The organism is Microbacterium sp. TW_SC_2 (genome assembly GCF_055361165.1).
Map to the genome: position 1 here is coordinate 1,839,618 of NZ_CM143952.1, position 22,381 is coordinate 1,861,998.

The following is a 22,381-nucleotide window of genomic DNA, read 5'->3' on the forward strand; positions in this document are numbered from 1 at the left end:
GTATGCAGGCAGCATCCGCAGAGAAGCGGGTCGTGGTCGAAGCCACCCCGGCCGCACTCGCGACCAGCGTCGCCGAGCGATTCCTGACCCGGGTGCGTGCGCGCACGCGGAACGGGCGCATCGCGCACATCGCCCTCACCGGCGGCACCATGGGCGCGGCCGTGCTCAGCGCGACGGCAGACAACCCGCGTTCGGCGGAGATCGACTGGTCGCTCGTGCACTTCTGGTGGGGTGACGAGCGGTTCGTCGCCCGCGACGACGCCGACCGCAACGCCCGGCAGTCCCGGCAGGCACTTCTCGATCGCATCGCCGTCCCCGCGGAGAACATCCACGAGGTCGCGGCATCCGACAGCGGGCTCACGCTCGACGAGGCCGCCGCCGCCTACGCGGAGGAGTTGTCGCGCTTCGGGACCGAGGAGAACCCGTGGCCGTCGTTCGCGGTGTGCTTCCTCGGCGTCGGCCCCGACGGACACATCGCTTCGCTGTTCCCGGACCGCGACGAGGTCACGGTGACCGATGTCGCCGCGCTCCCCGTGCGCAACTCTCCGAAGCCCCCGCCCGAGCGCGTGACCCTCACCCGCCCGGTGCTGAACTCCTCGAAGCGCGTCTGGCTCGTGCTGACCGGAGCCGACAAGGCGTCGGCACTGGGTCTGGCCTTGGCCGGAGCGAGCTACACGAGTGTTCCGGCCGCCGGAGCGAAGGGGCGCAAGCGCACCATCTTCTTCGTCGACGAGGCAGCGGCCTCCGAGGTCTCCCCCGACCTGATCGATCCCGCCTACTGAGCGGTGCCGTCGCTGCCGCGGGTGATCCCGAGGTCCTGACTGTCGCTGATCACCTGCGGGTGGTAGCGCGCCAGTTCGACGACGCCCCACACGGCGATGCCGCCGGCGACGGCGAAGATCGCAAGCACCCAGGGCGGTGCGGCGGCGGCCTCGCCGAGGATCACCATGCCGATGAGCACGGCGATCAGCGGGTCGACCACGGTGAGACCGGCGATCACGAGATCGGGAGGACCGGAGCTGTACGCGGTCTGGACGAAGTACGCGCCGACCGCGGCGGCCGCGATCAGAGCGATCACGCAGACCGCCGTGATCCACTCGAAGTCGCCCGCCTCGATGCGCTTGATGACGACCTTCGCCAGCGTCGCGACGAAGCCGTAGAGGATGCCGGCGCCGATCACGTAGAACAGGGCGCGCATGCGCGAGCGGAGGATGAGCCAGCAGGCGCCGAGCACGATGATCACGACGAGCAGGATGGCGAGGATCACGAAGAGCTCGCGATCGGTGATCTCCTGCTCCGTGGCGAAGATCGCGGCGAAGAAGACGAACAGGAAGATGCCGCCGACGCAGAGCACGATCGCGGTGATGGAGCGTTTGGTGGGCGAATGGCCGGAGATGCGGGCGTTCAGCAGCGTCGTCATCACGAGCGCGATCGCGCCGAGCGGCTGCACGACGATGAGCGGAGCCTGCACGAGGGCCGCGAGCTGACAGACGATCGCCAGGGCGAGCATCAGGGTGCCGAGCAACCACGACGGACGGGTGAGCAGGCTCGTGATCTGCTTCATGCTCAGGCCGGAGGTACCCGCAGAACCGCTCAGGCGCTCGACCTTCTCGACGCCTCGATGCTGGTACTGCGCACCCAGCGACATGAACACGGCACCGGCCAGGGCCAGGGGGATTCCGAGAAGCAATCCGGGGTTCTGGAACGCGCCGACGAGCTGTTCGCCGACCTCTTCCGCCCCGCTCATCCACACGCCTGCAGTCACAGTACGACCCTACCGGGAGCACCTTGCACAGTAGGGTTATGACGTGGCTGTACTTCCGATTCGCATCATGGGCGACCCCGTTCTGCACTCCCCCGCCTCGGCCGTCGAAGAGATCACGGACGAGGTCCGCACGCTCGTCGCCGACATGTTCGAGACCATGGACCTCGCTCCCGGTGTGGGTCTCGCCGCCCCTCAGGTCGGTGTCCCGCTGCGCATCTACACGTACTCGTACGTCGACGAGGAGGACAAGCCGTGGCGCGGCGTCCTCATCAACCCGGAACTGTGGATCACTCCCCCGGAACCGGGGGATCCGGACCCTGACCTCGAGTCGGAAGGATGCCTGTCCTTCCCGGGTGAGCGCTTCCCGCTCCGTCGCTCCGAACGCGCCCGCGTCAGCGGGGTCGATCTCGACGGCCACGAGGTCGTCATCGAAGTGGACGGCTGGCGCGCGCGCATCATGCAGCACGAGTTCGATCACCTCGACGGCATCCTTTACGTCGATCGGCTCTCCGACGGCGACTGGAAGACCGTCCAGAAGATCTCCCGGAAGCGCGGCTGGGGTCGGCCCGGGGCGAGCTGGCTGCCCGGCGTCGACGACCTGGAAGCCTGACGCACCGCGCACTCCCCTCCCAGCTGGAACACAGTGTTCTCGGAGTTGCATCACAGACTCGGCGCCCGATAGCGTCGAGAGGAGGCCGGTTCCGTCATGCCTGCCCGCCATCGCCTCTGGAGGGGAAATCCATGAAGAACACGCGCTCGCGTCGCGCACTGGCACTGGCCGGTTCCGCGCTCGCACTCACACTCGCCCTGAGCGGCTGCAGCACCATCAACAACCTTCTCGGCGGCGGTCCCGCCGACGCCGACCGTGACGAGGACACCGGTCAGGTCACCGAGAGCGCCAGCATCGACATCTTCGCGCTCAAGCTGGGCGACTGCAAGATGGCCAGCCCCAGTGGTCTGATCGAGAGCGCCGACGTCGTGCCGTGCGAGGAGCCGCACGACGAAGAGGTCTACCACGAGATCACGATGGAGGACGGCGAGTTCTCCGACGCGGCCGTCGAGACCGCCTCGCAGGAGTGCATCGGCGAGGCCTTCACGACGTTCGTCGGTGTCATCTGGGACGAGTCCACCCTTGACGTCTACCCGATCACCCCGACGCAGGAGACCTGGGACCAGTTCAACGACCGCATCGTCCAGTGCGTGATCTCCGACCCGGCGGGTCCGACCACCGGATCGCTCGCCGGCGCCGCGCGCTGATCCACGCTTCACCCGAGAAGGCCTCGTCGTGACTTCGACGAGGCCTTCCGTGCGTCCATCGCCAGGCAGATGAGCACAGCGGGCGTCTGGGCGAGCTCGCACGCTCCCGGGAGATGCATCCGGGTTCCCCCGGGCGCGAGGGCGCGAGATGGCGACAAGAAGGAAGCCCCCGGGATTCGTGAGAATCCCGGGGGCTATTGGCTCCCCGGCTTGGACTCGAACCAAGAACCTGCCGGTTAACAGCCGGCTGCTCTGCCAATTGAGCTACCGAGGAATGTGCTCCGCTGCGCGGGCAACTCGACAAGCTTAGCAAACTCCGGAGCCCACTCATGACATCGGGCGCGGGTTCCGAGGCGCCGGGCGTGTCGCTCTCAGAGCTGCGAATCGGCCTCGGCGTTGGGGGCCCACAGCAGATCCTTGCCGACGCCCCGGGCCACGACATGCCCCCCGCGCAGCATCAGCGTCTCGGCGTTCAACTCGCGGATGAAGGCGGCGTCGTTGGTGACGAGCAGTGCCGCCATACCGCTCTCCTTGCGGCGTCGCGTGATCGCGTCGAAGACCACCGGGCGCACCTCGAGGTCGAGGTTCGCGAGGGGTTCATCCGCGATGAGCACCTGCGGCTCGAGGATGAACGAGCGGGCGATCGCGACGCGTTGCCGCATCCCCGCGCTGAGCTCGTAGGGGAACTTGTCGGCGGTCCCCAGTGGGAGATGCAACTCGTCGAGCAGCGTCGCGACGCGGATGGAGAGGGCCGTGCTGTTGACCCGCTTCTCGCGCATCAGGATCGGCTCGGCGATCACCTCGTTGACGGTGAGGCGCGGTGGCAGGTCGGCGCCGGCGCCCTGCGGTACGAAGCCCGTGCGATAGGTGAGGATGCGGTGCTTGCGCCCGGGACGCCGCACATCGACACCGCAGACGACCGCACTCCCCCCGCTGACCTTCACCGACGGATCGGTGGAGCCGGCGAGAGCGGCGACCAGCGTCGACTTCCCCGATCCGGTCGGACCGGCGACACAGATCAGATTGCCCGGCGCCAACGAGAAGCTCACGCCGTCGACCGCCCGCGTGGGCAGACCGTGCCCGATGCGGTCGATGACCAGATCGGAGCACTCGATCGCATTGTCGGAGGCGGGGCGACGAGACATGAGTCCATCCTGCCGTGCGGTCGGCGGCGAGCGGCGTTACGACTCGGCGAACCGCTGACGCTCGGCATCGATGTCACGCAGGCGCATGCGCAGCGCACGGCCGCCGTCGGAGTCGGCCGGTACTCGCTGGACTGCCCCGAGCATCTCCTGCTTCTCACGCTCGAGCTGACGCAGGATGAGACGACGGGCCAGGTCGGTGACCGTGGCGACCGCGCGCTCCTCGTCGCGGGCCGGGAACGGCGTCATGAGGAGCTCGCCGCCGAGCGAGCGATACGGCTCGCGCACGCTGTTCACCGCTTCGGTGACCCAGCCCGCGCGCGTCCGGTCGGGAGCGGCGGCCACGGCCTCACGCACCGCGTCGAGTCCCGGCGTGCGGAACGGCGCACTGAGCGCGCGGTTGAGGAGCGTCTGGTCCACCTGATGCCCGTACTGCAGCGCGCCCATCAGGGCATCGCGCTCGACGGCGACGTCGGGTGACCGAGGAAGGCCGGCCAGGGTCACCGGCGCGATGCCGGGGGCACCCGTCGCGGGATCGACCGGGGCCGGATCCCTCCGTGTCTGCGCTTCCGAGGCCCCACCCCGTGCCGCGCGCTCGACCTCATTGCGCACCTCGGTCGGGTCCATCCCCAAGCGCCGTGCGAGGACGCGCTCGTATCCCGGGCGCAGCAGGCGGTCGCGAATCTCGGCCACGATCGGGGAGGCCGCCCGGAGGGCACCCACGCGCCCTTCGACTGTCGACAGGTCGAAACCGGCGAGCTTGCGATCGATCGCGAACTCGAACATCGGCACCTTGGCATCCATCAGCCCCCGCACCGCGGCATCGCCGCGCTGGAGCCGCAGATCACAGGGGTCCATGCTCTCGGGCGCGACCGCGACGAAGGTCTGTGCGTTGAAGCGATCGTCCTCCGTGAACGCACGCAGTGCCGCCTTCTGACCGGCCTCGTCGCCGTCGAACGTGAACACCACCTCGCCCGAGGCGTTGTCATCGCCCATCACGCGCCGCAGAACCTTGATGTGCTCGGTGCCGAAGGCCGTGCCGCAGGTCGCGATCGCCGTGGTCAGCCCGGCGAGGTGGCAGGCCATGACGTCGGTGTATCCCTCGACCACCACGACGCGGCGCGGGTCACCGCGCGCGATGTCGCGCTTGGCGAGGTCGAGTCCGTACAGCACCTGCGCCTTCTTGTAGATCGGCGTCTCGGGGGTGTTGAGGTACTTGGGCCCCTGATCGTCATCGAACAGCTTGCGCGCGCCGAAGCCGATCGTCTGACCGGACACGTCGCGGATCGGCCACACCAGGCGCCCTCGGAACCGGTCGTAGACACCGCGCTGGCCGGTCGAGACCAACCCCGCCGTGCTGAGTTCCTCGCGCGTGAAGCCCTGCGCGGTGAGCGCCTTCAGCATCCCGTCCCAGCCCCGCGGGGCGAAGCCGACGCCGAAGTGCGCGGCGGCTCCCGCGTCGAAACCTCGCTCGCCGAGGAAACGGCGACCGGCCTCGGCATCCGGAGACAGCAGCTGGGCGCGGAAGAACTCCGCGGCCGCGGTGTTGGCGGCGTACAGGCGGCTGCGTCCACTGGTCTCGGGGGCCGCACCGCCGTCCTCATAGTGGAGGGTGTAGCCGATGCGCCCCGCGAGCCGCTCGACGGCCTCGGTGAAGCTGACGTGGTCCATCTCCCGGAGGAAGGAGTAGACGTCTCCGGACTCGCCGCATCCGAAGCAGTGGTAGTAGCCCACCTGCTGGCGCACGTGGAAGCTCGGGCTCTTCTCATCGTGGAACGGGCACAGCCCCTTCAGCGACCCGACGCCCGCCGATTTCAGGGCGACCCGCTCCCCCACGATGTCGGCGATGTTCGTGCGCGCCTTGACCTCGTCGACGTCGGCCTGACGGATCCGCGGCATCAGCCGACCCCTTCGGCGACGGCCTGCCTCTCGGCACCGGCCTGAACGCTCCCCCGGGTATGACGGGCGTTTCGCGGCGTCCAGATGCCGACCTCGGCCGGATCGATCTCGCCGACCAGCCGGTTGTGCCAGTCGATCGCGCTCTGATCCGTCAGGCTCGCGATCTGATCCACGATCACGCGGGCACGCTCGGCGTCCGTCTCGGCGTCGAGGAAGTCGGCGGCGAAGGCGGGCTCGAGCACGTCGGCGCCCGCGGACCACAGCGCATCGGTGGACCACAGCACGTCGGCCAGCCGCTTCAAGACGCGGCGCTGCTCCTTGTAGACGCCCTTGCGCGCCTCGATCGTGACGATGGCCTGCCCCATGATGCCCTTCAGCACCGCGATCTCGACCTCGATCACGCGGGGAACGACGACGTGGGCGTTGTAGCGCACCAGCGCGGGCCCGGCATACGCCTCACGGGTGGCCGACACGGCTGCGCGCGCGAAACGGCCGATCAGGTCGCTGGTGAGGTTCTTCAGGCGCGCGAGATCGCGACGAGAGCGGTCGAACGACCCCAGCCACATCGCCTGCGAGCTCAGCCGGAAGAGGGCGTCCGCGAGTTCGTCGCGGGTGAAGTCGTACCCCACCCACTGCTGGATGCGGGAGAGCAGCGCCTCGTGCTGGCGCGGGTCGGAGAGCTGGGCGACGTCGACGTAGCCGTTGACGATCGCGTCCTCGAAGTCGTGCACCGAGTACCCGATGTCGTCCGAGAGATCCATGATCTCCGCCTCGATGCAGCGGAGCCGTCCGGGCGCTCCCTCGCGCATCCATCGGAACACCGCTTCGTCCTCGGGGTAGACGCCGAACTTCAGACGCCCGCCCGGGTCGGGAACAGGGCTGTCGACCGTCCAGGGGTACTTGCAGGTGGCGTCGAGGCTGGCCCGGGTGAGGTTCAGTCCGACCGAGTGCTCGTCCCCGTCGAGGACCTTCGCCTCCAGACGCGTCAGGATGCGCAGCGACTGCGCGTTCCCCTCGAAACCGCCGATCGTCTCAGCCCAATCGTTCAACGCCCGCTCACCGTTGTGACCGAACGGCGGGTGCCCGAGATCGTGGCTCAGGCACGCGGTGTCGACGACGTCTTCCGACACTCCCAGTGCCGTGGCCAGCTCCCGCCCGACCTGCGCGACCTCGAGCGAATGAGTCAGGCGGTTGCGGGCGAAGTCCGCGGTGCTCGCGGGGCTGAGCACCTGCGTCTTGGCGGCGAGCCGGCGGAGAGCTGCCGAGTGCAGGACGCGGGCGCGGTCGCGGGCGAAGTCGTTGCGCTCGGAGCGATGGCTCTCGGCGACGAAGCGCTCGGCATCACGGGGGTCGTATCCGTCTCCGCGCGGGCGCGGGGAGACGCTCGAATGATCAGCCACCACTGTTCTCGATCTCCGCTCCGCGCATCATCTCGGAAGCGGCAGGCGCGATCTCCCGCGTCTCCAGCCACTTCTCCGGGAGCGCCGTGCGCTTGGGGTGGCCCGAGCGCCCGCGCTGACCCTCGGCATCGGCTCCGGGGTACGGGGCTGCGTGGTCGAGGCGTCCCAGCAGTTCGTCGATCTCGGCGAGGCTGGACGCGGTCGCGAGGCCCGTGCGGATGTCGCCGCCGACCGGGTACCCCTTGAAGTACCAGGCGACGTGCTTGCGGACATCTCGGCAGCCGCGGTCCTCGCTCTCGAAGAAGTCGACGAGCAGCTCGGCGTGGCGTCGGAACGCGTTCGCGACGAAACCGAGCGTGGCGTCGACCGGATGCGCCTCGGCACCGAAGGCCGCGGCCAGCTCGCCGAAGAGCCAGGGGCGCCCGAGACAGCCGCGCCCGACCACGACGCCGTCGCAGCCGGTCTGCTCCATCATGCGCACGGCGTCGGCCGCGGACCAGATGTCGCCGTTGCCGAGCACCGGGACGCTCGTGACGGCCTCCTTGAGCTCGCCGATCGCGTTCCAGTCGGCGAAACCGGAGTAGAACTCGCTCGCCGTCCGGGCGTGCAGGGCGATGGCCGCGACGCCCGCGTCCTCCGCGGCCCGACCGGCGTCGAGGAATGTGAGGTGATCGCGGTCGATGCCCTTGCGCATCTTGATGGTCAGCGGGATGGGACCCGCGGCCTTGACGGCCTGCGTGACGATGTCGGAGAACAGCGACGTCTTCCACGGCAGCGCCGCTCCCCCGCCCCGGCGCGTGACCTTGGGCACCGGGCATCCGAAGTTCAGATCGATGTGATCGGCGTGGTCTTCGGCGACGATGATGCGCACGGCATCGGCGATCGTCTTCGGGTCGACGCCGTACAGCTGGATCGACCGCGGCGTCTCCGACTCGTGGTGGCGGATCAGCCGCATGGTCGTCTCATTGCGCTCGACCAGTGCGCGCGAGGTGATCATCTCGCTCACGTAGAGTCCGGCGCCGTACTCGCGGCAGAGCCGGCGGAAGGCGGTGTTCGTGATCCCGGCCATGGGCGCGAGGACGACGGGGACATCGAGGTCGATCGGACCGATGCGGAGGGGGCGGGCGGTGGCAGTGGCGAGAGTCATGTCGCCTCTATTCTCCCAGACGCGGAGCCCGTGCGGACGCTGCGATCTAAGCTGTGGGCTATGACCGATTCCACGCTCCGTTCGATCCCGTTCACCGACGCCGAGGGCAACGAGAAGACCCTCGACGACCTCGGCGCCGACGTCGTCCTGGTGGTGAACGTGGCGTCCAAGTGCGGTCTCACCCCGCAGTACGAGCAGTTGGAGGAACTTCAGCGCCTCTACGGTGACCGCGGCTTCAGCGTGGTCGGCTTCCCCAGCAACCAGTTCCTGCAGGAGCCCGGCTCCGTCGAGCAGATCCTCGAGTTCTGCTCGACGACCTACGGCGTCTCTTTTCCGGTGAACGAGAAGGTGAAGGTCAACGGCCGCAACGCCTCCGACCTCTACAAGGCGCTGAAAGAGGCACCGGATGCCCACGGCAAGGCCGGCCGCGTCGAGTGGAACTTCGAGAAGTTCCTCGTGCTGCCGGACGGGGAGGTCCTGCGCTTCCGACCGAAGCAGAAGCCGAACGACCCGGAGATCGTCAGCGCGATCGAGGCCGCTCTCCCCCGCTAGAGCGCGGACGAGTCCTTCATCTGCGCGTAACCCGCGCTGTCCGCTCACTCTCCTTCGTCCGAGAGGTCCGTTCACCCGCACGTCGATCGGACGCCACCTGGCCGACCTAGTCTCACCGCGGCGCACATCGCGCGTAAGACGAAGGAGACCACCATGTCCGACCGACTGCCGATCAGCCGGCGAACCGTCCTCACCGCCGGAGCGCTCGGCGCCCTCGGCACCGCGTTCCCCCTCAGCTCCGATCCCGCCTCCGCGAGCTCGTCCGCATCCCCCTCAGCGGTGAGCGCAGGGGCGGTGTCGGCAGGGCCGCACCCCCACGCCTCGCAGCTGCGGTTCCGCCCCGACGGGACGTTCAAGGTGGTGCAGTTCAACGACACGCAGGACGACGAGCTCACCGATCGGCGCACCGTCGAGCTGATCGAGAAGGTCCTCGATCAGGAGAAGCCCGATTTCGTGGTCATCAACGGCGACGTCATCACCGGAGGGTGCGAGACGAGGCTCGCCGTGAAACAGGCCATCAACAACGTCGTCTGGCCGATGGAGTCGCGCCGCATCCCGTGGGCGGTCACCTACGGCAACCACGACGAGGACTCGCTGCCCCAGTCCGGGGTGGACGAGGCGGGCATGCTGAAGATCTACCGGTCGTACGAGTACAACGTGAACGCCGAGAGCACGCGCGGAGTCACCGGCACCAGCAACACCATCGTCTCGATCGCGTCGTCGGCGAAGAAGAAGCGCGAGGCATTCGCGCTCTGGTTGATGGACGCCGGTCGCTACGCACCCGACGCCATCGCCAGCCAGGACTTCGAGGGCTATCCGACCTGGGACTGGCTGCGCATGGACCAGGTCGCCTGGTACCGGGAGCAGTCTCAGCAGCTCGAGAAGCGCCGCGGACGGAAGGTGCCCGGCCTCATGTTCCTCCACATCGCCCTCTGGGAGCACCGCTTCATGTGGTGGGGCGGCGTCGACACGCGCACGGAGGCGGATGCGGCGCGCGGGAAGGCCCGCCACGGCATCGTCGGGGAGCGCAATGAGGACGAGTGCCCCGGTCCCTTCAACTCCGGCATGTACAACGCGATCATCGAACGCGGAGACGTGAAGGGCGTGTTCGTGGGCCACGACCACGTGAACGACTACGTCGGCGACTACTACGGCGTGCTGCTCGGTTACGCGCCCGGAACGGGTTTCGGTGCGTACGGACTCGACGGAGCCGAACGCAACCGCCTGCGCGGCGGTCGCGTCTTCGAACTCACCGAGTCGGGCGAAGAGGTGTCGATCGCGACGCGCGTGGCCTACGCGCGCGACCTCGGCATCGACCTGACGGCGAACGACCAGCCCATGGAGCCGCTGCCCCTCGCCCCGCGCCAGCAGCGCGTCTGACACCCGGCTCACGCAGCGACAGGGCGGGGACCCTTCCGGGTCCCCGCCCTGTCGCATCCGTCATCGCGCGCCGTCTCAGGCCTCGACGGGCTCGTCCCGCTTCGCCCACAGGTCGCGGAGCACGTTCTCGAAGGCAGCCGGTGGCTGCGCGCCGCTGATGCCGTACTGACCGTCGATCACGAAGAACGGCACCCCCTGGATGCCGTAGGCACGCGCCTGATCCTGATCCTGCCGCACAGCCGGGAGATAGCGCTCGGTCTCGAGTGCCTCGCGCGCCTTGTCGGCGTCGAGTCCCACTTCGGCCGCAAGCGCGACGAGGTCGTCGATCCGGCCGACGTGCTTGCCCTCGGTGAAGTACGCGGACATGAGCCGCTCCTCCATGGCGTGCTGGTGCCCCTCTTCCTTGGCGAAGTGCAGCAGTTCGTGCGCCTTGACGGTGTTCGTGTGCTGGAGCAGGTCGAAGCGGTAGTCGAGGCCTGCCTCCTTCGCCACACCCGTGACGTTCGACAGCATCTGCTCGACCTGATCGCGCGGCATCCCCTTGTGTCCGGCGAGGAAGTCGATCTCGTCACCGTGGAAGTCGACGGGGGTGTCGGGCGAGAGCTCGAAGGAATGGAACGTGACGGTCACCTCGGGGGCGTCGTCGTCGGCGGAGACGGCTTCGAGGCCCTTCTCCAGGTTGCGCTTGCCGATGTAGCACCAGGGGCAGGCGATGTCGGACCAGATGTCGATCGAGATGGGTTGGCTCACACCCTCATCCAACCGCATGCGCCTATGAGCTATTCCGTGGGCACTCTGAGCGAACGCAGCATCCGCTCCCTGAGCGAGCGCAGCGAGACGAAGGGCGCCGACGCAGACGGGCCGAGCGATAGGATCTTCGGATGCTGTCCGCCGACGACCCGCTGCCGAGGCAGCCGAAGCGGGTGCTCGTGGCCGGGGTCTCGGGTTCGGGCAAGACCACCCTGTCCGGGCGGATCGCCGCGATGTGGGGTCTGCGTCATGTCGAGATCGACGGTCTCTTCCACGGCCCGAACTGGAGGCCCCGCCCCGAATTCCTGACCGACGTCCGTGCATTCGCCGCCGAGGACCGTTGGATCACCGAGTGGCAGTACACCAGCAAGGGCACCGATGAGATCCTCACGCCCCGCGCCGACCTCGCGCTCTGGCTCGACTACCCCTATCGCGTCGTGCGGACGCGTCTGATTCGGCGAACGCTGAGTCGCAGCCTCCTCCGCACCAGAATGTGGAACGGCAACGTCGAGGAGCCGATCTGGCGGATGCTCGGCAAGGACCCGGAGCAGAACATCCTCGCCTGGCAGACCAAGACCCTGCACAAGTGGTCCGAGCGGATGCCGGCGGTGCAGGAGACGTTCCCGCACCTGACGATCGTGCGACTCCGGCATCCCCGCGAGACGGAGCGCTGGCTGCACGTGCAGTCCGCCCTTCGTCTCGCACCGCTCGCTCAGGATCCGGGACGCACGTCGCCCGCTCAGGAACCGGACGGTACGTCGATCGCTCCCCCGAAGCGCCGGTCGCGCGACAGATAGACAGCGATCGCTCGCCAGAGCTCCTCGCGCGAGAAGTCGGGCCACAGCGTGTCGAGGAACACCATCTCGGCGTACGCGGACTGCCACAGCAGGAAGTTCGAGGTGCGCTGCTCCCCCGAGCTCCGCACGAAGAGATCGACGTCCGGCATCTCGGGGACGTAAAGGTGACGGCGGATCATCTTCTCGCTGATCGCCTGCGGCTTGACGCGCCCGGCGGCGACATCGGCTGCGATCGCGCGCATCGCGTCGACGAGTTCGACGCGGCCGCCGTAGTTCACGCACATCGTGAGCGTGAGGACGTCGTTGTCGCGGGTCAGCTGCTCGGCATACTGCAGCTCCTTGATGACGCTGCCCCACAGCCGCGGCTTCCGCCCGGCCCAGCGCACCCGCACACCCCACTCGTTGAGCTGATCGCGACGCCGGTGCAGCACGTCGCGGTTGTAGCCCATCAGGAAGCGGACCTCCTCCGGAGATCTCGCCCAGTTCTCCGTCGAGAACGCATAGACGGAGAGGTGCTTCACGCCCGCCTGGATCGCGCCCGCGACGACATCGAGGAGCACTTCCTCGCCGGCTTTGTGCCCTTCGACGCGGTTGAGTCCGCGACGGTTGGCCCATCGGCCGTTGCCGTCCATGACGATCGCGACATGCTCGGGAACGGCGGGGAACTCCGGCGGGTACTTCCCCGTCCAGTCGAGCGCGCGATACGCCACGGCGTCTTTGTGCGTGTAGGGCTTGGGGCTCACCGTGCTCCTTCTGCTGACGGATCCGTGACGTGGGCGAGCGAGCGGATGCCGCGCTCCAGGTGCCACTGCGCGTAGGCGCCGACGAGGCCGGACGCCGCGGAGGTCTCCGACACGGCCGCCGCGTCGACCGCCTCCCACTCGCCGCGCATCAACGATCGCAGCAGCTCGAGCGTCTTCTCGGCGATGCGCGCGCTGCCGGCGGGTGCGCACGCACCGCAGACCATCCCGCCCAGCTGCGCGACGAACTTCGTGTGCGGACCGGGCGTGGCGCAGCGGGCGCAGTCGTCGAGCGAGGGCGCCCAGCCCGACAGCGCCATCACCCGGAGCAGGTAGGAGTCGAGGATGCTGCGCGCCGCATGCTCGCCCCGCGAGAGCGCACGCAGACCACCCACGAGAAGCAGGTACTGGTTCGCGGTCGCTTCGGAGTCGCTGAGCCGATCGGCCGTCTCGACCATGGCGTTCGCCGCCGTGTAGCGCTCGTAGTGGGCCGCGATCTCCGACCCGTAGGAGCCGAGCGACTCCGCCTGTTGCACGATGTCGAGCGAGCGGCCCTGGTACAGCTGCACGTCGGCGACCATGAACGGCTCGAGACGCGAGCCGAACTTCGACGACGTGCGTCGGACGCCCTTCGCGACCGCCCGGATCTTGCCGTGCCCGCGGGAGAGCATGATGACGATGCGATCCGCCTCACCCAGCTTGTGGGTGCGGAGGATCACCGCTTCGTCTCGGTAGGTGGGCACTGTTCGATTATCCTCCGTGCGCGACAATGGAGGCGTGACCGAACCGCTCTTCATCATTCCGCTGTGGGCGGACCTTCTCGGCGTCGGCCTCGGCGGGGTGCAGGGTGCGATGTTCGCCTCGGGTTTCCAGGGGCAGAGGCGGCTCGACTGGCTCGGGGTCGCGATCATCGGCATCATGATCGGCATGGGCGGCGGTCTGATCCGCGACATCCTGCTCGGCCAGACCCCGGCGACTCTGCAGAGCAACTGGTATCTGCTCACCGCCACGGGGGCAGCCCTGCTGGGGATGCTGCTGGCCGGTCTGTTCAACCGTCTCAACACCGTGATCGTGGTGCTCGACGCCGTGGTCATCGGCATGTTCGGCGCCTTCGGCACGAGCAAGGCGATCGCCTTCGGCATCCCGCCCGTTCCCGCGATCTTCATCGGGGTGTGCGCCGCGGTCGGTGGCGGCGTGCTCCGCGACATGCTGATGGGACTTCCGACGTCGATCATGCACGTGGGATCGCTGTACGCCGTGGCGGCCGGCGCGGGCTGCGCGTTCATCTCGGTCGCGAACCTGCTCGGCATGCCGATCCCGCTCGCGGCGGTGATCGGCATCGTGGTGACCGCGGTCATCCGGGTGCTCGCCGTAAGCTTCGACGTGTCCCTTCCGGAGCAGCGCCGTCTCTACCGGCGCAAGGTCGCCGCCGAGACCGGAGCGATCGCGATCGTCAAGCCGAGCGCGGAGATCTAGGAGCACGCGGGTTCCGCGCTCGCTGCGAGCCGGACGTCAGGACGGATCCCGCAAGTGCTCGCGCAACGCCCTGGCGGCGAATCGCGCGGCCGCCTCGGTGCCGAACGCTCGGTGGAACTCAGGATCCGACTCGTACTGATCGGCGACGCCGAGAATCATCGCGGCGGACTGCTCGGTGTCGCCGGCGTGCGTCGGAGTCCCGGGTATCGCCGCGAACCAGTCGACGTGCACGGCGGCATGCTCTCGCGCGGCCGGGGACTCCGGTTCGTGGCCGTCCTCCTGGAGCTCGCGCCAGCGCGTCAGGAGCGCCTCCGCCCCGGCCTTCCACTCCTGCTGCTGCCCGACGGTCTTGCCGTGCCACCACTGGTTCGAGGCATCGAACGCCTCACGCCCCCAGCGTTCGACGACCTCGGCCTCATACCGGTCGTTGAAGCCCTGGAGCATCACGTCCATCTGCGGCTCACGGCCTTCTCGCCGCATCGCCACGGTGTGCTCCACGGCGGCGATGCGCCGCTCCAGCGCCTCCCGTTCCGCCCCCAGTCGTCGCAGGTGCGCCTGGAGAGCTGCGGCCTCCGCGTCGGAGCTGTCCTGCGCGTCGACCACGCGGGCGATCTCGGCCAAGCCCATCCCGGTGTCGCGGAGCAGCAGGATCCGCTGAAGACGCGCGACCGCAGCGGAGCCGTAGAAGCGATAGCCGTTGGAACCGATACGGTCGGGCGACAGCAGGCCGATGCGGTGATAGTGACGCAGCGTTCGACCGCTGATCCCCGCCCGCTCCGCGAGCTCTGCGACCGTCCACTCCCTCATGTGCTCCTCATCTTCCCGCTCCTGGGATCCGCGGGGAAAGCCCGACGCCGAGACCGGGCAGCGCCCGTCGCAGGATCTCCGCCGCCGGGGTTCGCACACTCTGCGCCGCGGTGACCTCTCGTTCCGCGAGGTATGCGGCGACCAGGCGCGCACCTGCCGCGTACCCGGCCCCGGTCGGCAGACCGACGGGAGAGCCGCCGAAACGGAGCGCAGTGGCGTCGCCGAGAACCCAGGCGGCGAAGTCCTGCATTCCTGTCACGTCGAGCCCGGTCACCACCTTCGCGAGCACGCGGTCATCGGAGCGCGTCGCTTCGGCCACGAAGTGGGTGTATCCCGCGGCGCCGTAGAGCTCTGCCGCGAAGATGTCGGCCAACCCCTCGGAGACCACGTGTTCCCCGACCGTCACCGTGGCCGGATCCCAGACGACGCCGCCGGGCGAGTACCGCACGTTGTGATGGAGCTCGTGAACCGTGATCGCTTCGATCCGGTCGAGGACCCGCGGCGTCGGCCACAGTGTGAGGGCGATGTATCCGCTGATACCACCGAACCCCGACAGCCCCTGCACCTCATCCAGGAAATGATCGTCATCGCGATCGCCGAGCACCAGGAGCACCGTGAGATCGGGCACGGTGAGCCCGGGGTCGGCAGCCGTCAATGCCGCGACCCCCGCGGTGAGGGCCGCCGCGACGCGGTTCCACGCGTCGGCTTCCTCGAGCAGCCGCACGCCTTCGCGCAGCCGATCCGTCGACGCCCCCCAGTCGAAGCCGAAGTTCTGACGGTGCACGGAGGCCATGTCCAGCCCTCCGGGGATGAAGTGGTACATGCCGGCCATCGGCTCCCACATCGCTCGCACGAGATCCGGGCGGAGGTGTGGTGCCGCATCCAGGATCCGGTTCATCGCGGCGGCACTGTCGATCACGGTGATGGTCATGATATCGACGGTAGACATTGACGCAGGGGCAGGGTCAAACGCGACGCCCCTTCGTCTCACCGCCGCGTTCCGAGCGGCGAGACGAAGGGCCCGGTCGCTCAGACGGTCGCGAGCTCCTGCGTGCGCGTGCGGATCGACCGGTTGACGCCCGAGACGATCGCCTTCAGAGACGCGGTCGAGATGTCACCGTCGATGCCCACGCCCCACAGGCGCTGATCGCCCACCTGCAACTCGACGTAGGCCGCGGCCTGCGCGTCGCCGCCCGCGCTGAGCGCGTGCTCCACGTAGTCGTAGACCGTGATGTCGAATCCCTGTCCACGCAGCACCTCGACGAACGCCGCGACGGGGCCGTTGCCGTTACCCGACACCGACACCTGCTGCTCATCGTCGCGCAGCACGACATCGAGCACGACATCGCCCGACATGTCGCTGCGGGTCTGAGTGCCGAGCAGCTCGAAGCGGCCCCACTTCGCCGCGGTGTCCGCGGCGGGCAGGTACTCGTCGTTGAAGATCGACCAGATCTGCTCGCTCGTGACCTCGCCACCCTCGGCGTCGGTCTTGGCCTGCACGACACCCGAGAACTCGATCTGCAGCTTGCGCGGCAGGTCGATCGCGTGATCGGCCTTGAGCAGGTACGCCACTCCGCCCTTGCCGGACTGCGAGTTGACGCGGATGACCGCCTCGTAGGACCGCCCCAGGTCCTTGGGGTCGATCGGCAGGTAGGGAACGGCCCACTCGATGTCGTCGACCGTGACGCCCTCCGCCTCGGCGCGCACCGCCATGGCCTCGAAGCCCTTCTTGATGGCGTCCTGATGCGATCCGCTGAACGCGGTGAAGACGAGGTCTCCCGCCCAGGGACTGCGTTCCGGCACCGGCAGCTGGTTGCAGTACTCGACCGTGCGCTTGACCTGGTCGATGTCGCTGAAGTCGATCTGCGGGTCGATGCCCTGCGTGAACAGGTTGATGCCGAGCGCGACGATGTCGACGTTGCCGGTGCGCTCACCGTTGCCGAACAGACAGCCCTCGATGCGGTCGGCACCGGCCATGTAGCCGAGCTCGGCCGCGGCGATCGCCGTGCCGCGATCGTTGTGCGGATGCAGCGACAGGATCACGTTCTCGCGATGCGCGAGGTGGCGGCTCATCCACTCGATCGAGTCGGCGTAGACGTTGGGGGATGCCATCTCCACGGTGGCGGGCAGGTTGATGATGACCTTGCGCTCGGGCGTGGGCTCGAACACCTCGATCACCTGGTTGCAGATGTCGACCGCGAATTCCAGCTCCGTGCCCGTGTAGCTCTCGGGCGAGTACTCGTAGAAGACCTGGGTCTCGGGGATCGTCTTCTCGAAGCGACGGCACAGACGCGCGCCCTCGAGCGCGATGTCGATGATGCCCTGCTTGTCGGTGCGGAAGACGACCTCGCGCTGGAGCACGCTCGTCGAGTTGTACAGGTGCACGATGGCCTGCTTGGCGCCCGCGATCGACTCGTACGTGCGCTGGATCAGGTGCTCGCGTGCCTGCGTCAGCACCTGGATCGTGACGTCGTCGGGGATCAGGTCCTCTTCGATGAGCTGACGCACGAAGTCGAAGTCGGTCTGGCTGGCCGAGGGGAATCCGACCTCGATCTCCTTGTATCCCATGCTGACGAGGAGCTCGAACATCACGCGCTTGCGCTCTGGCGACATCGGGTCGATGAGCGCCTGGTTGCCGTCGCGGAGGTCGACCGCGCACCAACGCGGAGCCTCGGTGATGCGGGCGTCGGGCCACGTGCGATCAGGCAGGTGGACGGAGATCTGCTCGTGGAACGGCCGATACTTGTGGATCGGCATCGCTGACGGGCGCTGAGTGTTCTGCATGATGGGGCTTCTTCTCTTCGTCAAGATAAACGGGCCAACACAAGCGCCGCGACGAGGAAGGCCCTAGCTGTTTAGGACTCGTCGCGGCAGCTAAGAAGAAGCAGACCACCGAAAGGCATGTGGTCATGGTAGCAGGGATGCCCGACGCGATCGCACCCTCCATGAGACGATCCTGCGTTCCCCGACACTCTTCATCATGAGCACCTCGCAGCGTCGCCTCGCCCTCGCCTCGGCATCTCTCGTCGGCCTCCTCGCCCTCAGCGCCTGCGCGTCCGGGCCGGGGAGCACGCCCGCCCCGACGAGCACGTCCGCCCCGGGGGGTGACGGCATCGCATCGACCAGGCCCGCTCTCCCCCAGGGCCGGGTGATCGCGACCGGGACCGTGCTGGACGTCGCGGGTGATGTGCAGTTCTGCCTCGGTGCCGTCGCGGAGTCCTTCCCGCCGCAGTGCGCGGGACTGCCCGTGGACGATTGGACCTGGGACCGCGTCGACGGCAGCGAGACCAGTGGCGACGTCACCTGGGGCACGTATGCCGTGCAGGGGACCTTCGACGGGGAACGCTACGCCGTCACCGAAACGCCCATCATGCTGGCGCTGTACGACCCGATCCGCCCCGAGGACCCCACCGGCGGCGTCGACGGCGCCGCGGATGAGGCCGAGCTCACGCGGGTGCAGGACGACATCTCGGAGCGCCTGGGCGCCGATGCGCTCAGCCTCATGAGCGACCGCGGGTACGTCTGGCTGGAGGTCGTCTGGGACGACGGCACGATCCAGGATGCGGCGGATGCCGAGTACGGGGACGACGTCGTGATCGTCACCTCGGCGCTCCGCGAGATCGACTAGGCCGGAGGAACAAGCGCGAGCTTGCCACCGGGATGGCCCGTCGCGAGGAAGCGGTGCGCCTCCGGAGCCCGGTCCAGAGGAAAGGTCCGTGCGACGGGGACCACGAGGTCCCCGTTCTGCGCCAGAGCGATCAGCTCGGCCCGGACCTCGTCGCGGAAGCGTGCGCTGGCGGGCATCGATCCGAGGATGGCACGGATGCCGTCGTCCGAGGCACGCGCGAACGCGGCGATCGTGACGATCCGTCCGCGATCGGCGACGAGGTCGAGCGACACGTCGACCGCCTCGTCGGTTCCGACCGCATCGAGTGCCGCGGCGATCGGACCGTCGGCGGCCTCCCGGACGCGCTCGATCAGTCCGGTGCCGTAGCGGACCGGGATGCCGCCGAAACGGCGCACCTCGTCGAAGCGCGACTCACCCGCCGTGCCGATCACTCGGATACCGCGCAGCCGCGCCTGCTGCAGCACGCTGACCCCGACGGCACCCGAGGCCCCGTGCAGCAGGATGGTCTCGCCGGGCTCGGAACCGGTGACGGCAAGCATCTCGGCGGCGGTCGTTCCGGCGAGCAGCAGGTTGGCGGCTTCGGGGTGGCTGAGCGTCGACGGCTTCGCGAACACCTTCTCGGCGGGCACCGTGATCTCGGTGGCGTAGCCGCCGTAGATGCGGAACGCGATCACCTCATCGCCGACCTCGGCACGCCCCGAGCCGATCACGGTGTCGGCTCCGATCGCGCTGAGCACGCCGGACACCTCGTAACCGATCGGGACAGGGAACTCGACGCCGGGCCGAGGCGAGATCACATGCTTGGCGTCGGCGGGGTTCACCCCGGCCGCGTGCACGCGGATCGTTACCTCGCCCGACGCAGGGGCGGGCACCTCGTACTCCGCGAACTCCCACGTTTCGGGTGTTCCGGAAACCGGAGCGATCCAGTGCTGCGCCATCATGTCCCCTGTCCTCATCCTCGCCGGCCCGATGTCGTCCTGAGACGCTCGCGTGCGGGTCAGAACCCGAGCCGGCCGAGCTGCTTCGGGTCGCGCTGCCATTCCTTCGCGACCTTCACGTGCAGGCCGAGGAAGACGCGGGTGCCGAGGAGCTCCTCGATGCCGGCGCGCGCCCGCGCACCGACGTCGCGCAGCCGCTTGCCCTTGTGTCCGATGATGATCGCCTTCTGGCTGTCCCGTTCGACCACGATCTGCGCGTGCACGTCGGTCAGCTCGCCTCCCTCACGGAGGGAGACCTCGTCGATCATGACCGCGATCGAGTGCGGGAGCTCATCGCGGACGCCCTCCAGCGCGGCCTCGCGGATCATCTCGGCGATCCGGTCCTCCTGCGACTCGTCCGTCGTCATGCCCTCGGGGTAGAGCGCCGGGCCGGTCGGCAACAGCCGCAGGATCTCGTCCGAGAGGACGTCGAGCTGGTCACGCGTGAGCGCGGACAGCGGGACGACCGCCGCCCAGTCCTCGCGGAGTGCGTCGACTTCCAGCAGGCGCTCCGTGATGTCGTCTCGGTCCGCGGCATCCGTCTTGGTGACGATCGCGATCTTCTTTGCACGCGGGTAGCCGTCGAGCGACGCCGCGATGCGACGATCTCCCGGACCGACCTTCTCGGTCGCCGGCACACAGAAGCCGATCACGTCGACGTCGCCGAGCACCTGGTCGACCAGGTCGTTCAGGCGCTCACCGAGCAGCGTGCGCGGCTTGTGGATGCCGGGAGTGTCGACGATCACGAGCTGCCCGTCGGGGCGGTTCACGATCCCGCGGATCGCCCGCCGGGTGGTCTGGGGCTTCTCGCTCGTGATGGCGATCTTCTCGCCCACCAGTGCATTCGTCAGCGTGGACTTGCCCACGTTCGGGCGCCCCACGAATGTGACGAATCCGCTTCGATTCTGCTCAGTCATCGCGTCGATCTCCCTCATGGTCTGCTGCATCCGTGTCGATGGCCGCGCGTTCGACGAACACCGTGGCGATTCCTCTCCCGCGGCCCCGGGAGGCTCCGCCGGTGAGCACCAGACCCTCGACGGTCGCGGTGGCACCGGGTTGCGGGACCTGGCCGAGCGTCTTGCCCAACAGGCCGCCGATCGAGTCGACCTCTTCGTCTTCGAGCTCGAGTCCGAAGAGATCTCCCACGTCTTCGAGGGAGAGGCGCGCGCTGACTCGGTAGCGGCCGTCACCCAGATCGACGAACTCCGCGGACACCTGATCGTACTCGTCGGAGATCTCCCCGACGAGCTCCTCGATCAGGTCCTCGAGGGTCACGAGTCCCGAGATGCCCCCGTGCTCGTCGATCACGAGGCAGACGTGCACGGCATCGCGCTTCATCTGCTGCAGGAGCGTCTCGGCGCGCATCGACTCCGGCACGAAGGTGGCCGGACGCGAGATCGGACGGATCGAGGCGTGCCGCCAGGCGCTCTCGTCGCGGAACGCGAACTGCACCAGATCCTTGAGATAGAGCACGCCCACCACGTCGTCGGCGTCGTCGTCGACCACGGGCATGCGCGAGACACCCCGGTTCAGGAACAGCGCCATCGCCTCGCTCGTGGTGGCGGTCGCATCGACCGTCACCATCTCGGTGCGCGGCACCATCACGGCGCGCACGAACTGGTCGGTGAAGTCGAAGACCGAGTGGATCAGATCGCGGTCATCGGCCTCGATCAGGTCGTTCGAGGCCGCCTCGTCGACCATGCTGAGCAGCTGCTCCTCCGAGCTGAAGGAGCTGCGGCCGGCGCCCGGGGTGACCTTGTTGCCGAGCACGACCAGCCCCTGCGCGAGCGGTCCGAGGATCAGACGGACACCCCGCACGACCGGCGCCGTGGCCCGGAGGATGCCGTCGGAGTGCTGACGCCCGAAGGTGCGGGGACTCGCACCCACCAGCACGAACGTGATCCCGGTCATCAGCACGGCGGCGGCGAGCATCGCCCACCACAGGCTGTCGATCAGGAACATGAACGCGACGGTCACGAGCACCGCGGCCGCGGTCTCGGCGAGGACGCGGATGAACGCCACGGCGTTCACGTGCGCGTCGGGATCGGCGGCGATGCGAGCGAGCTGCGCGCGGTTGCGGCCCTCCTCGCTCATCTCCTCGATGTCCGAGCGCGATGTCACGCCGAAGGCCGCGTCGATCGCCGCCATCAATCCGCCGAAGGCGACCAGCAGGACCGCGCCGACGAGCAGGAGAGCCGCGGTCATCGGCGGCGTTCAGCCGCGGCGAAACCCTGGATGAGCTGCTTCTGCAGGCTGAACATCTCGCGCTCCTCGTCCGGCTCGGCGTGATCGAAGCCCAGCAGGTGGAGCAGCCCGTGTGTGGTGAGCAGGATCAGCTCGTCCATCAGGGTGTGTCCGGCCGCCTGCGCCTGAGCCTCCGCGACCTGTGGGCACAGCACGATGTCGCCGAGCAGACCGGGGGCGGTCGGGCGGTCCTCGGTGCCGGGCCGCAGTTCGTCCATCGGGAAGCTGAGCACATCGGTCGGGCCCGGCTCGTCCATCCACTGCACGTGAAGCGACTCCATCGCGCCCTCGTCGACCAGCACGATCGCCACCTCGGCGTCGACGCTGACGTGAAGCTGCGCGAGGTTGAAGTCGGTCAGTCGCTGGAGCACGGTCTCGTCGACGTCGATCGCCGACTCGTTGTTGATCTCGATCATGCCT

The 22,381-nt window shown here is 68.5% G+C and carries 23 protein-coding genes and 1 tRNA gene; 8 read left to right on the plus strand and 16 right to left on the minus strand.

The window, feature by feature from the left end; all coding sequences use genetic code 11:
• Window positions 1–2: 2 nt before the first annotated feature.
• A complete protein-coding gene (gene pgl, locus ACWA14_RS08725; RefSeq protein WP_463797409.1) occupies window positions 3–782 on the plus strand; it encodes a 6-phosphogluconolactonase in 780 nt (259 codons plus the stop codon).
• On the opposite strand, the gene ACWA14_RS08730 is transcribed toward pgl, so the two are convergent.
• On the minus strand, window positions 776–1,747 hold the full coding sequence (locus tag ACWA14_RS08730; RefSeq protein ID WP_463797410.1) for a DMT family transporter: 972 nt from the start codon (window positions 1,745–1,747) through the stop codon (window positions 776–778). The genes pgl and ACWA14_RS08730 overlap by 7 nt on opposite strands.
• A 61-nt stretch (window positions 1,748–1,808) precedes the next feature.
• Between ACWA14_RS08730 and def the strand changes: the two genes are divergently transcribed.
• Window positions 1,809–2,375, plus strand: a complete 567-nt coding sequence (gene def, locus ACWA14_RS08735) for a peptide deformylase (protein WP_463792491.1) — start codon at window positions 1,809–1,811, stop codon at window positions 2,373–2,375.
• A gap of 131 nt (window positions 2,376–2,506) precedes the next feature.
• The gene (locus tag ACWA14_RS08740) at window positions 2,507–3,022 is read left to right on the plus strand and encodes a septum formation family protein (RefSeq protein WP_463792494.1); all 516 of its coding nucleotides are present in this window, start codon (window positions 2,507–2,509) and stop codon (window positions 3,020–3,022) included.
• A 198-nt stretch (window positions 3,023–3,220) separates the two neighbouring features.
• On the opposite strand, the gene ACWA14_RS08745 is transcribed toward ACWA14_RS08740, so the two are convergent.
• The 5 genes from ACWA14_RS08745 to dusB form a co-directional block, all read right to left on the minus strand.
• Window positions 3,221–3,296 (minus strand) — tRNA-Asn (locus ACWA14_RS08745).
• A gap of 97 nt (window positions 3,297–3,393) precedes the next feature.
• Window positions 3,394–4,167, minus strand: a complete 774-nt coding sequence (locus tag ACWA14_RS08750; RefSeq protein WP_463792496.1) for an ATP-binding cassette domain-containing protein — start codon at window positions 4,165–4,167, stop codon at window positions 3,394–3,396.
• 36 nt (window positions 4,168–4,203) lie between these two features.
• Window positions 4,204–6,063, minus strand: coding sequence for a DNA primase (gene dnaG / locus ACWA14_RS08755; protein ID WP_463792498.1), 1,860 nt, complete (start codon window positions 6,061–6,063; stop codon window positions 4,204–4,206).
• Entirely contained in the window at window positions 6,063–7,466 is a 1,404-nt protein-coding gene (locus ACWA14_RS08760) for a deoxyguanosinetriphosphate triphosphohydrolase (protein ID WP_463792499.1), read from the minus strand. The genes dnaG and ACWA14_RS08760 overlap by 1 nt, the downstream gene beginning before the upstream one ends.
• Window positions 7,456–8,610, minus strand: a complete 1,155-nt coding sequence (dusB, locus tag ACWA14_RS08765; RefSeq protein ID WP_463792501.1) for a tRNA dihydrouridine synthase DusB — start codon at window positions 8,608–8,610, stop codon at window positions 7,456–7,458. Before dusB ends, ACWA14_RS08760 begins: the two co-directional genes overlap by 11 nt.
• A gap of 60 nt (window positions 8,611–8,670) precedes the next feature.
• Here dusB and ACWA14_RS08770 point away from each other — a divergent pair, with 60 nt between their 5' ends.
• Both ACWA14_RS08770 and ACWA14_RS08775 read left to right on the plus strand, forming a co-directional pair.
• Window positions 8,671–9,162, plus strand: coding sequence for a glutathione peroxidase (locus ACWA14_RS08770; protein WP_463792503.1), 492 nt, complete (start codon window positions 8,671–8,673; stop codon window positions 9,160–9,162).
• 153 nt (window positions 9,163–9,315) lie between these two features.
• On the plus strand, window positions 9,316–10,542 hold the full coding sequence (locus ACWA14_RS08775; RefSeq protein WP_463792505.1) for a metallophosphoesterase family protein: 1,227 nt from the start codon (window positions 9,316–9,318) through the stop codon (window positions 10,540–10,542).
• A gap of 75 nt (window positions 10,543–10,617) precedes the next feature.
• Here ACWA14_RS08775 and ACWA14_RS08780 read toward each other — a convergent pair whose 3' ends face one another.
• Entirely contained in the window at window positions 10,618–11,292 is a 675-nt protein-coding gene (locus tag ACWA14_RS08780; RefSeq protein WP_463792507.1) for a DsbA family oxidoreductase, read from the minus strand.
• A gap of 131 nt (window positions 11,293–11,423) precedes the next feature.
• Here ACWA14_RS08780 and ACWA14_RS08785 point away from each other — a divergent pair, with 131 nt between their 5' ends.
• On the plus strand, window positions 11,424–12,089 hold the full coding sequence (locus ACWA14_RS08785; RefSeq protein WP_463792509.1) for a P-loop NTPase family protein: 666 nt from the start codon (window positions 11,424–11,426) through the stop codon (window positions 12,087–12,089).
• Here ACWA14_RS08785 and ACWA14_RS08790 read toward each other — a convergent pair.
• Window positions 12,032–12,832, minus strand: coding sequence for an isoprenyl transferase (locus tag ACWA14_RS08790; protein ID WP_463792511.1), 801 nt, complete (start codon window positions 12,830–12,832; stop codon window positions 12,032–12,034). The two genes, ACWA14_RS08785 and ACWA14_RS08790, sit on opposite strands and share 58 nt — an antisense overlap.
• Window positions 12,829–13,572 carry a DNA repair protein RecO gene (recO, locus tag ACWA14_RS08795; RefSeq protein WP_463792514.1) on the minus strand — a complete coding sequence of 248 codons (744 nt, stop codon included), beginning with the start codon at window positions 13,570–13,572 and terminating at the stop codon, window positions 12,829–12,831. The genes ACWA14_RS08790 and recO overlap by 4 nt, the downstream gene beginning before the upstream one ends.
• 34 nt (window positions 13,573–13,606) lie before the next feature.
• Here recO and ACWA14_RS08800 point away from each other — a divergent pair, with 34 nt between their 5' ends.
• Window positions 13,607–14,305, plus strand: a complete 699-nt coding sequence (locus tag ACWA14_RS08800) for a trimeric intracellular cation channel family protein (protein ID WP_463792517.1) — start codon at window positions 13,607–13,609, stop codon at window positions 14,303–14,305.
• A gap of 36 nt (window positions 14,306–14,341) precedes the next feature.
• On the opposite strand, the gene ACWA14_RS08805 is transcribed toward ACWA14_RS08800, so the two are convergent.
• The 3 genes from ACWA14_RS08805 to leuA all read right to left on the minus strand — a co-directional run bounded on the left by ACWA14_RS08805 (window position 14,342) and on the right by leuA (window position 17,896).
• The gene (locus ACWA14_RS08805; RefSeq protein ID WP_463792519.1) at window positions 14,342–15,112 is read right to left on the minus strand and encodes a MerR family transcriptional regulator; all 771 of its coding nucleotides are present in this window, start codon (window positions 15,110–15,112) and stop codon (window positions 14,342–14,344) included.
• 7 nt (window positions 15,113–15,119) lie between these two features.
• A complete protein-coding gene (locus ACWA14_RS08810) occupies window positions 15,120–16,043 on the minus strand; it encodes a DUF2268 domain-containing putative Zn-dependent protease (RefSeq protein WP_463792521.1) in 924 nt (307 codons plus the stop codon).
• Between the two features lie 98 nt (window positions 16,044–16,141).
• Entirely contained in the window at window positions 16,142–17,896 is a 1,755-nt protein-coding gene (gene leuA / locus ACWA14_RS08815; RefSeq protein ID WP_463792523.1) for a 2-isopropylmalate synthase, read from the minus strand.
• 196 nt (window positions 17,897–18,092) lie between these two features.
• Between leuA and ACWA14_RS08820 the strand changes: the two genes are divergently transcribed.
• The gene (locus tag ACWA14_RS08820; protein ID WP_463792524.1) at window positions 18,093–18,740 is read left to right on the plus strand and encodes a hypothetical protein; all 648 of its coding nucleotides are present in this window, start codon (window positions 18,093–18,095) and stop codon (window positions 18,738–18,740) included.
• Here the strand turns inward: ACWA14_RS08820 and ACWA14_RS08825 are convergent.
• From ACWA14_RS08825 to ybeY, 4 genes are read right to left on the minus strand one after another with little or no spacing between them, the layout of a single operon-like run.
• Window positions 18,737–19,678, minus strand: coding sequence for an NADP-dependent oxidoreductase (locus ACWA14_RS08825; protein ID WP_463797412.1), 942 nt, complete (start codon window positions 19,676–19,678; stop codon window positions 18,737–18,739). The two genes, ACWA14_RS08820 and ACWA14_RS08825, sit on opposite strands and share 4 nt — an antisense overlap.
• Window positions 19,679–19,737: 59 nt before the next feature.
• A complete protein-coding gene (gene era, locus ACWA14_RS08830; protein WP_463792526.1) occupies window positions 19,738–20,634 on the minus strand; it encodes a GTPase Era in 897 nt (298 codons plus the stop codon).
• Window positions 20,627–21,922 (minus strand): hemolysin family protein, encoded by a 1,296-nt coding sequence (locus ACWA14_RS08835; RefSeq protein ID WP_463792528.1) that lies wholly within the window; start codon window positions 21,920–21,922, stop codon window positions 20,627–20,629. The genes era and ACWA14_RS08835 overlap by 8 nt, the downstream gene beginning before the upstream one ends.
• Window positions 21,919–22,377, minus strand: coding sequence for an rRNA maturation RNase YbeY (gene ybeY, locus ACWA14_RS08840; protein WP_463792530.1), 459 nt, complete (start codon window positions 22,375–22,377; stop codon window positions 21,919–21,921). Before ybeY ends, ACWA14_RS08835 begins: the two co-directional genes overlap by 4 nt.
• Between the last annotated feature and the right edge of the window lie 4 nt (window positions 22,378–22,381).